The 8427-nt window shown below is 65.9% G+C and carries 12 protein-coding genes and 1 pseudogene; 4 read left to right on the top strand and 9 right to left on the bottom strand.

What is annotated here, in order from left to right; all coding sequences use genetic code 11:
* Positions 1 to 520, top strand: a 520-nt coding sequence (locus ABS88_RS23905; protein WP_286750799.1) for a DUF418 domain-containing protein, incomplete at its 5' end; no start/stop codon positions are given.
* Here ABS88_RS23905 and ABS88_RS23900 read toward each other — a convergent pair.
* From ABS88_RS23900 to panB, 7 genes and pseudogenes are all read right to left on the bottom strand, one after another.
* The gene (locus ABS88_RS23900; RefSeq protein ID WP_003040572.1) at positions 513 to 911 is read right to left on the bottom strand and encodes an Hpt domain-containing protein; all 399 of its coding nucleotides are present in this window, start codon (positions 909 to 911) and stop codon (positions 513 to 515) included. The genes ABS88_RS23905 and ABS88_RS23900 overlap by 8 nt on opposite strands.
* Before the next feature lie 116 nt (positions 912 to 1027).
* Positions 1028 to 1267, bottom strand: a complete 240-nt coding sequence (locus ABS88_RS23895) for a sulfurtransferase TusA family protein (protein ID WP_058813130.1) — start codon at positions 1265 to 1267, stop codon at positions 1028 to 1030.
* The gene (der, locus tag ABS88_RS23890) at positions 1257 to 2633 is read right to left on the bottom strand and encodes a ribosome biogenesis GTPase Der (RefSeq protein WP_003040578.1); all 1377 of its coding nucleotides are present in this window, start codon (positions 2631 to 2633) and stop codon (positions 1257 to 1259) included. The genes ABS88_RS23895 and der overlap by 11 nt, the downstream gene beginning before the upstream one ends.
* 44 nt (positions 2634 to 2677) lie before the next feature.
* Positions 2678 to 3139, bottom strand: a pseudogene (locus ABS88_RS23885) (outer membrane protein assembly factor BamB family protein); the annotation flags it as partial.
* Between the two features lies 1 nt (position 3140).
* The coding region (locus ABS88_RS23880) for an outer membrane protein assembly factor BamB family protein (protein ID WP_286750800.1) at positions 3141 to 3928 on the bottom strand (788 nt) is incomplete at its 3' end.
* Between the two features lies 1 nt (position 3929).
* The gene (locus ABS88_RS23875) at positions 3930 to 4712 is read right to left on the bottom strand and encodes a tetratricopeptide repeat protein (RefSeq protein ID WP_286750798.1); all 783 of its coding nucleotides are present in this window, start codon (positions 4710 to 4712) and stop codon (positions 3930 to 3932) included.
* Between the two features lie 124 nt (positions 4713 to 4836).
* Positions 4837 to 5703: a 3-methyl-2-oxobutanoate hydroxymethyltransferase gene (gene panB, locus ABS88_RS23870; RefSeq protein WP_003040587.1), complete on the bottom strand. Its 867-nt coding sequence runs from the start codon at positions 5701 to 5703 to the stop codon at positions 4837 to 4839.
* A gap of 127 nt (positions 5704 to 5830) precedes the next feature.
* On the opposite strand from panB, the gene ABS88_RS23865 reads away from it, so the two are divergent.
* The 3 genes from ABS88_RS23865 (at position 5831) to ABS88_RS23855 (ending at position 6959) form a co-directional block, all read left to right on the top strand.
* Positions 5831 to 6253: a hypothetical protein gene (locus tag ABS88_RS23865; protein WP_286750797.1), complete on the top strand. Its 423-nt coding sequence runs from the start codon at positions 5831 to 5833 to the stop codon at positions 6251 to 6253.
* 66 nt (positions 6254 to 6319) lie between these two features.
* Positions 6320 to 6745: a DUF2178 domain-containing protein gene (locus tag ABS88_RS23860; protein WP_058813136.1), complete on the top strand. Its 426-nt coding sequence runs from the start codon at positions 6320 to 6322 to the stop codon at positions 6743 to 6745.
* Entirely contained in the window at positions 6738 to 6959 is a 222-nt protein-coding gene (locus ABS88_RS23855; RefSeq protein WP_040589196.1) for a helix-turn-helix transcriptional regulator, read from the top strand. The genes ABS88_RS23860 and ABS88_RS23855 overlap by 8 nt, the downstream gene beginning before the upstream one ends.
* A gap of 80 nt (positions 6960 to 7039) precedes the next feature.
* On the opposite strand, the gene ABS88_RS23850 is transcribed toward ABS88_RS23855, so the two are convergent.
* Positions 7040 to 7984, bottom strand: coding sequence for an aldo/keto reductase (locus ABS88_RS23850; RefSeq protein ID WP_286750796.1), 945 nt, complete (start codon positions 7982 to 7984; stop codon positions 7040 to 7042).
* A partial coding sequence (locus tag ABS88_RS23845) for a glycerophosphodiester phosphodiesterase family protein (RefSeq protein ID WP_286750795.1) occupies positions 7981 to 8427 on the bottom strand: 447 nt, incomplete at its 5' end. The genes ABS88_RS23845 and ABS88_RS23850, both read right to left, overlap by 4 nt.

The raw sequence follows: 8427 nt of genomic DNA, 5'->3' as shown, positions 1-8427 counted from the left end.
GCTGACGGGCGAATGGGACGCCGCGCGCTATCGCAAATGGGCGATCGCGGCCTTCCTGTTATCCGCGCCGCCGCTCGCGCTGCTGGCCTGGCATAGCGCAGCCACGGGTTTCGGTACCGTCGCGGTGTTCGGTGCGGCACTCGTCTGGTCGACCCCGTTCGATTTCGTGATGACGTTCGGCTGGGCCGCGCTCATCATGCTGCTCATCAAGACCGCGGCATCGCCCGCGCTGCGCGCCCGGCTTGCGGCCACCGGACGCATGGCCTTCACCAACTATCTCGCGACGTCGGTGGTGATGACGACGATCTTCTACGGCTATGGGCTGGCGCTGTTCAGCAGCGTTCCGCGCGCGGCGCTCTACCTCTTTTGCTTCGCCATGTGGGCGGCGATGCTGCTCTGGTCGAAGCCCTGGCTCGCGCGTTTCGAATATGGCCCGCTCGAATGGCTGTGGCGCAGCCTGTCGCGCTGGCAGCGACAGCCGATGCGGCGCACGCTGGCCGAAGGTCCAGGGCTTAGCTGACGGCGCGGCCGAAAGTCGGGCGGCGCTGGACGAGCGGGTTCGCTTCGCGTTCGAGCGCGGTCAGCGTTTCCTCGAACAGCGGGCGCAGTTCGACGACGCGCGGCAGATATTCTTCCGGGCTGACCTGCGCCTCGACGCAGTGGCGCGCGAACATTTCGATATCTTCGGCCAGCGCGCCGAGCCGTTCGGCGCCGAACTGGCGCGCCTCGCTCTTGAGCGTATGCGCAGGCATGACGAGGCCGCCGGCGCTGCGCGCGCGCATCGCCTCTTCGATCGCGGCGACCGACTTGATGCCGTCCTCGCGAAAATAGCCCAGAATCCGCACGAATGCCGCCCCCAACTGGGTGCGAGTCGCGCGAAATTCATTCCAATCGACCAGGATCTCGTCCAATTTTCCGTCCCTCGGTGTTCAGTCTGGTCCGTGGTCCCGTCCTGCACATGCACCGAAGTCGGTAAAAAAGAGGTTACGCGCGCAAAGCGGACACCGCCGAATCGCCCCGAAACGGGTCAGTCGCGCCGGACGCGCCAACGCGCGGCTTCGCCCATCGGCCCGGCGTCATCGATCCGCCAGCCCTGTTCGGCGGCAAGCGCCGCAACTTCGCGCGCGGCGTTGGGGTCGTCGGCGATCAGCACGACATCCTGCGCGGCGCGCATCGCGCGGGCGAGCCGCAGCGCCGGCCAGGGGCAGCGCATGCCACGCGCATCGACGGTCAGCGCCGCCGATGTGCCCGCGGCGTCATTCGTCATAGGGGTTGCGCGTGTTGCGGAAATTGATGCGGATCGGCACGCCCTGGAAGCCCAGTTCCTTGCGCATCCCGTTGACCAGATAGCGCTGGTAGCTGGCGGGCAGGGAATCGGTCCGGCTTCCGAAGATGATGAAGGTCGGCGGACGCGTGCGCGCCTGCGTCATGTAGCGCAGCTTGATCCGCTTGCCGCCCGGCGCCGGCGGCGGATTGGCGTCTACCGCGCGTTCGAACCAGCGGTTGAGCTTCGCGGTCGAGACACGGTTGGTCCAGATCGCGCGCTGTTCGAAGGCGACGCGGACCAGCGTGTCGATCCCCTTCCCCGTCGCGCCCGAAATGCTGAGCAGCGGCACGCCCTTGATCTGGCTGAGCCCGTCGTCGAGCGCCGCACGGACGCCGTTGAACAGCGACGACGGGTCTTCGGCAACGTCCCATTTGTTGAGCGCGATGATCAGCGCGCGCCCTTCCTCCAGCACGCGGTCGGCGATGCGCAGATCCTGCGCCTCCAGCCCCTTTGTGGCGTCAAGAAGCAGCACGACGACCTCGGCGAAATCGACCGCGTGCAGCGCGTCGGCCACCGACAGCTTTTCCAGCTTGTCCTGAACCTTCGCCCGCTTGCGCATCCCGGCGGTGTCAAAAAGCTGGATCGGATGGACCTCGCCATCCTTTTCCCATTGCCAGTCGACGCGGATCGAATCGCGCGTGATCCCGGCCTCGGGTCCGGTAATCAGCCGGTCTTCGCCGATCATCCGGTTGATGAGCGTCGATTTGCCCGCATTGGGCCGCCCGACGATCGCGAGCTTGAGCGGGCCGAGCGGCGCATCCTCGTCCGCATCCTCGCCGACCGCCTCTTCGTCGGCGTCCATGAAGGGTTCGACGATCGGGCGCAGCGCGTCGAACAGATCGACCAGTCCCTCGCCATGTTCGGCACTGAGCGCAATCGGCGATTCGAAGCCGAGCGAATAGGCCTCCATCAGCCCCGCCTCGCCCTGCTTGCCTTCGGCCTTGTTGGCGCACAGGATGATCGGCGTGTCTTCGCTGCGCAGCCAGCGCGCAATTTCTTCGTCGAGTGGGGTCACGCCCGCGCGCGCGTCGATCATGAACAGCGCCGCATCGGCTTCGCGCACCGCCTTTTCGGTTTGCACGCGCATCCGGCCGGGCAGCGTCGCCGCGTCCTGATCCTCGAACCCCGCGGTATCGACGATCAGAAATTCCAGGCCGAGCAGCTTGCCATCGCCCTCGCGCCGGTCGCGCGTCACGCCCGGCTGGTCGTCGACCAGCGCCAGGCGCTTGCCGACCAGCCGGTTGAACAGCGTCGATTTGCCGACATTGGGTCGGCCGACAATGGCGATCGTCGCGGATCGCGCCATGCGTCTATCCTATCTTCGCGGCGGGCCAACCCGGCCGCGCCCTGTTATTGCCAGGCGGTGATCGTGCCGTCGTCCGCCAGGATATAGAGCCGGTTGTTCGCAACCACGGGTGGCTGCGACAAGGGCGACTTGAACTCGGTGGTCGCGAGCGTCGAACCGTCGGTCGGCGAAAATTCGACGAGCTGTCCCTCGCTGTTCACCGCGATCAGGCGTCCGCCGGCCAGAATCGGGCCGGTCCAGCGGATCGGATCCTTCTTCTTACGCTCGGTTTCGACGCGATAGCGCGCGAGCTGCTGGATCCAGCGGACCTTGCCCGAACCGCGCGCGACGCACAGCAGCTTGCCGTCGTCGGTCATCGCATAGACCCACTCGCCGACGACATAGGGCGTCGAGATACCGGCGATCGAGATCTCCCAGATGCGCTGGCCGGTGAGCAGGTCATAGCTCGCCATGCGGCCGCCCTGGCCGAGCGCGAAAACGCGGCCGCGGTCGATCACCGGGTCGGCNCGGTAGGCCTGAACCTCACCCGACGAAAAGCCGGCGACGATCGTCCCCTGCCCCGCCGCGGGCGATGCCGCACCGAACACGCTGCCGGGCTCGATCGACGCGGTCGCCTGCCACTGCACCGCGCCGTCGCCGGCGTTGAGCGCGAAAATCTGGTTGTCCTGCGTGATCACATAGACGCCGCCGAAGGCAACCGTCGGCGCACCGCGCAGCGGCCCCGCGGGTTTGACCTTCCACAACAGCTTGCCATCCTCGGCGTTCAGCGCGGCGACGTCGCCGACGCCGCTCGTCGCATAGACGACATTGCCGTCGACCGACGCGCCGCCGCCGAACAGCGAATTTTCGAAATCCTTGCCCGTGCTGCCGATCGACACGCTCCACAGCTTCGCGCCGGTATCGGCGGCGAAAGCCGACACGACGGCATCGGTATCGACGGCGAACAGCCGGTTGTTCGAAATTACCGGGGCCGCGGCGAGCCGCTGCTTCTTGGTGCTGCCCGCGATCGACGCTTCCCACGCCTTGGTACGCGCGGCGCCGAGCGCGGGATGCCCCATCGACTTGGACGCATTGCCCCCCGATTGCGCCCAATCGGCGTTGAGCACCGGATCGGGCAACACCACCGCAATCTCGGCGGTTGTCGGATCGACCTTGATGCTGTTGTCGTTCGACAGAATCGAAATGCGCTCGCCGACCGTCGGCGTGCGCGGACCGCCCTTGCCCTTGAACGCGCCGCAGCCCGCAAGCGGCAGCGCGAGCATCATGGCGCAAATCACATATTGGCGTTTCCGCATCTTATTTGGCTTCCTCACTCTTGGCGGCGGCCGCTGCGCCCGGGGCGGCACCGCCTTGCTGGTCCTTTGTCGTGTCCTTGGCGGCGCTTGCCGCCGCGCGATCCTCGACCGCATCGACGCCGAGCATCCCCGCCATCTGTACCGTCCGCGACTGCAGCGATTTGAAGGTAGCGGGCGCCTTGGCGATACGCGCATAGAGCGCGCCGGCCTTGTCATATTGGCCGAGGTGATAATAAGCCGCGGCCGTCAGCTCGGCCGCGCTGCCGAACCAGCTCGATACCGGGTCGGTCGCATCGACAAGCGGCTTCATCCGCGCGATCACCGCCTCGGGCTTCATCGTATCGAATTCGAGGGCGGTCTGGCGAACCAGCGCCATATCGCGCATCGACTGGTCGAGCTTGGCGTCGCCCGCGACTTGCGCGAGCAGCGCGGCGGCGGCTTTCAGGTCGCCGGCCTTCGCCTTCATGTTCGACTGCTCGATCAGCGCGGCGGCGCGATAGGCGGCATTGCCCTCGCCTGCCAGCGTCTTGAGATCGGCGGTCGCCGCCGTCGGCTGCGCCGCGGCCTTGTCGAAAGCGGCCAGCAGCTGTTCGGCCTTTTCGCCGCGCGCCACCGTCTGACGGTGCTCCCAATAGAGATAGCCGCCGAACGCCAGCAGCGCCGCGATCGCCGCGCCGACGATCCAGCGGCCGTAACGCTGCATGATGGAGCTGAGCTGATCCTTGCGGACGGCCTCGTCGACTTCCTGCAGGAAGGCCGCATTGTTCGTCGGGCTCAGGGCCAATCAATCCTCCATAACTCGTTCGCGAGCGATGCCCGCTTCGGGTTCGCCGGCCGTTCCTTAGCGGTCATGCCGAAAAAGGCCAAGCGATTCACTTGACCCCCGCAGGCACCCGTCCGGGGCGCCATCAACCCTTGTAGATTTGATCGTCGGTCGGGAATGAACGGGACCTGACCTGCTGGGCATATTCCTTCACTGCGCCGTCGATCACACCCGCCATATCCTGGTACCGCTTCACGAATTTGGGGACGCGTTCGAACATGCCGAGCATGTCGTCGGTAACGAGCACCTGCCCGTCGCATTGCGCCGAGGCACCGATACCGATCGTCGGACAGGCAACCTTGCCGGTAATCTCGATCGCGATCGATTCGAGCACGCCTTCGATAACGATCGAAAAGGCACCGGCCTGCGCGACAGCGACCGCATCCTCGACGATCGTGCGCGCTTCCTCGTCGCTTTTGCCGCGCACGCCATAGCCGCCGAGGATGTTTACCGCCTGCGGCGTCAGCCCGACATGCCCCATCACCGGAATCCCGCGCTGGGTCAGAAATTCGATCGTCGGGGCGAGCACCTTGCCGCCCTCGACCTTCACTGCCGCCGCGCCGGTTTCCTTGAGCAGGCGTGAGGCATTGGCGAAGGCCTGTTCGGGGCTCGCCTCATAGCTGCCGAAGGGCATGTCGACGATCACCGCGGCATGATAGCTGCCGCGCACCACCGCGGCGCCGTGCAACGCCATCATCTCCATCGTCACCGCGACAGTATGCGGCAGGCCATAGATCACCTGCGCCAGCGAATCGCCGACGAGCAGCATGTCGCAATGCGGGTCGAGCAGCTGCGCCTGCCGCACCGTATAGGCGGTCAGCATCACCAAAGGCTCGCCGCCGCCCTTGCGCTGGCGAATGCGCGGCACCGTCAGGCGCTTCATCGGCTGCGGCGTCGGATTGGCGCGGCTGGTGGAGGTGTCGAGGGTGAGCGTTTTTGGGAGCGTGGACATGGGGCGCGGGTTTAGCGGCTTATGCTGCGCTGCGAAAGGCCGCAAAGCGGAGCGATGTTCGCATAGATTGACTCTATGTCAAAAATTATTTACATCGAGTCGCATATTATGAACATGGAGACGCCAAATGTCGTTCCGCGAAAAAATTCACTGGGTGACGCTGGTCACGATGATCGCCGCCTTCGGCTGGTATTTTCTTGCCTATCCGTGGGGGATTGCAGCCAGCCCGGCAGGCCTTTGGGCGAGTGCGGGGATGCTGCTGCCGGTCACCGTCGCGATCATCATCGCTATGACTATCGCATCGGCCTGGATGGCGATCCGCGCCCCGGCCGAGGCCGACCTCAAGGAAGACGAACGCGACCGTTCGATCCATTATCGCGGCACCCATTATGCCTATTATCCGCTCGTCGTCGGCGTGTGGGTCAGCATCTTCGCCCTGTTCTGGAACGCGGGGCCGGCGGTGCAGCTCAACCTGCTGCTTGCGACGGTCGTCCTCGCCGAACTGACGCGGATCGGCGTCCAGCTTTACCTCTATCGCCGGGGCTATTGACCCATGCCCCGCGCGACCCTTGAAACGGCGCGGCAGCTTGCCGGCGCAGGTACCGGAGACTTATCCATGAATTTCCGCGAAAAGTCCGCGTGGCTGAACGTCTTGGCCATGCTCGCCGCCTATAGTCTCTATTTCGGACTCATCATCGCCGGGCATCCCGCCGGGCGCGAAGTTTTCCCCATGCTGTGGTTGTTCGGCTCGATCGCCTTGGCGCACGCGGCCATCGTCATCGTCGGCACCATCATCCTGTCCGCGCAGGCGCCGAAGTCGGAGCGGGTCCGTGCCGATGAGCGCGACCGCGCGATCCGCCGCCGCGGCGCCACGATCGCTTATTATGTCCTGCTGGCGGGGATGATGGTCGTCGGCGTCTATCTGCCCTTTGTGGAGCAGGGCGTGCCGCTCGCGAACACAGGCCTGTTCGCAATCGTTCTCGCCGAACTGGTGAACAGCGCGGTCGTCCTCATCAGCTATCGCCGGGGTTGGCATGGCTAGGCTGCCCTTCTCGAACGACATCCGCACCTTGCGCTTTCTCGCGGGCGAAATGACGCAGGCCGAACTCGGCGAGCGCGTCGGCGTGACCCGCCAGACGATCGCCGCGATCGAACAAGGCAAATATTCGCCCTCGCTCGAAGTCGCCTTCCGTATCGCGCGCACCTTCGGCAAGCCGCTCGAACAGGTGTTCGGGTGGGACGAGGAAAGCGGCTGATCCGATGCGCGGCCGCGCTGGCCCGGCCCGCCTCTCCCCGGGGGCCGGCCGGGCCGAAACGGCCGCGTGCGCGGCGGACCTTATGCGGTGCCGCGTCCCGCTTCGTTCAGCGCCGCCAATTGCAAGTCGGTCAGCGTGACCGTCTCGCTGTCCATGATCTCGTCGAGTTGCGCGACCGATGTGGCGCTCGCGATCGGCGCGGTGACGCCCGGCTGCGCGGCGACCCAAGCGAGCGCGATCTGCGACAGGGTGGCGCCGGTTTCGGCAGCGATCGCGTCCATTGCGGCGAGCACCGCCGGCCCCTTGCCCTCCAGATAGGCTTTGGCCCGCGCGCCGCGCGGGCTCTTGCCGAAATCGTCGGCGCTGCGATATTTGCCTGACAAATAGCCCGACGCGAGGCTGAAATAGGTGACGACGCCGAGCCCTTCGGCGATGCAAAGCTGTTGCAGCGCGCCTTCATATTGATCGCGGTCGAGCAGGTTGAGTTCGGGTTGCATCGCGGTGAAACGCGGCAGTCCCCCGGCGTCGGCGACGCGCAGCGCCTCGGCCAGCCGCTCGGCACTATAATTGGATGCCCCGATCGCACGCACTGTCCCGGCATCGACCAGTTCGCCGAACGCGCCGAGCACTTCGTCCAGCGGCACATCGGGATCGTCCTTGTGCGCGAAGTAGAGGTCGATCGTATCGACGCCGAGCCGATCGAGCGAGCCTTTCACCGCTTCGCGGATGCGATCGGGCTTCAGCCCGCCGGGCATCATGCCGACCTTGGTCGCGATCAGCACATGGTCGCGCGCGCCGCTATCCTTCAGCCACGCACCCATCATGCTTTCGGATTCGCCGCCCTTGTGCCCCGGCACCCACGCCGAATAGACATCGGCGGTGTCGATCATCCCGCCGCCGCGCTCGACGAAGCGGTCGAGGATCGCGAAACTTGCGGCCCGATCGGCGGTCATCCCGAAGACATTGCCGCCCAGCACGAAGGGACGGACCGACAGGCCGCTCTGGCCAAGGGGACGCTGCGTCATTGCGATACTCCTGCATGGACCACCGGCACCGCCTCGCGCGAATTGTCGCTGAACAGGCCGTCGATCCCGGTCTTCAGATAGGTGCGGATCTCGTCCGCCAGATCGCCGTGGCCGGCGGGGTTGATGCCGCTCTTGTCTCCAAGCGGCAGGAAATAATTCTCGCGGCGAAAGGTCCATGGATGGACCTTCAGCCCGGCGGCATGGGCATCGCGCACCAGATGGGTCGGATCACCGAGCGTGCCGAGCGCGGTGCGCGGGATGATCATTGTCTTGTTGGGTCCGATCCCGTCGGCATAGGCGGCAATCGCCTTCAGCCCCGCAGGCGTCGCCATCGCGGCATAGCTTTGCTGCGCATCGTCGGCCGGACCGCCCTCGCCGTCCATGAGCTGGATCAGCGGCAGGTCGCTTTTCGCCCGGATCGCTTTCAGATTGCCGACCTCGAA

The sequence above is a fragment of the Sphingopyxis sp. SCN 67-31 genome, from assembly GCF_001725095.1.
Note: the sequence above shows the minus strand (reverse complement) of the source record. Positions and strands in the feature narration are given on the sequence as shown.

Excerpts from the sequence above, each read along its gene's own strand:
- ABS88_RS23895 (WP_058813130.1), bottom strand. The coding sequence starts at position 1,267 with ATGACGAATGACGCCGCGGGCACATCGGCGGCGCTGACCGTCGATGCG.
- der (WP_003040578.1), bottom strand. The coding sequence starts at position 2,633 with ATGGCGCGATCCGCGACGATCGCCATTGTCGGCCGACCCAATGTCGGC.
- panB (WP_003040587.1), bottom strand. The coding sequence starts at position 5,703 with ATGTCCACGCTCCCAAAAACGCTCACCCTCGACACCTCCACCAGCCGC.
- ABS88_RS23865 (WP_286750797.1), top strand. The coding sequence starts at position 5,831 with ATGTCGTTCCGCGAAAAAATTCACTGGGTGACGCTGGTCACGATGATC.
- ABS88_RS23860 (WP_058813136.1), top strand. The coding sequence starts at position 6,320 with ATGAATTTCCGCGAAAAGTCCGCGTGGCTGAACGTCTTGGCCATGCTC.
- ABS88_RS23855 (WP_040589196.1), top strand. The coding sequence starts at position 6,738 with ATGGCTAGGCTGCCCTTCTCGAACGACATCCGCACCTTGCGCTTTCTC.
- ABS88_RS23850 (WP_286750796.1), bottom strand. The coding sequence starts at position 7,984 with ATGACGCAGCGTCCCCTTGGCCAGAGCGGCCTGTCGGTCCGTCCCTTC.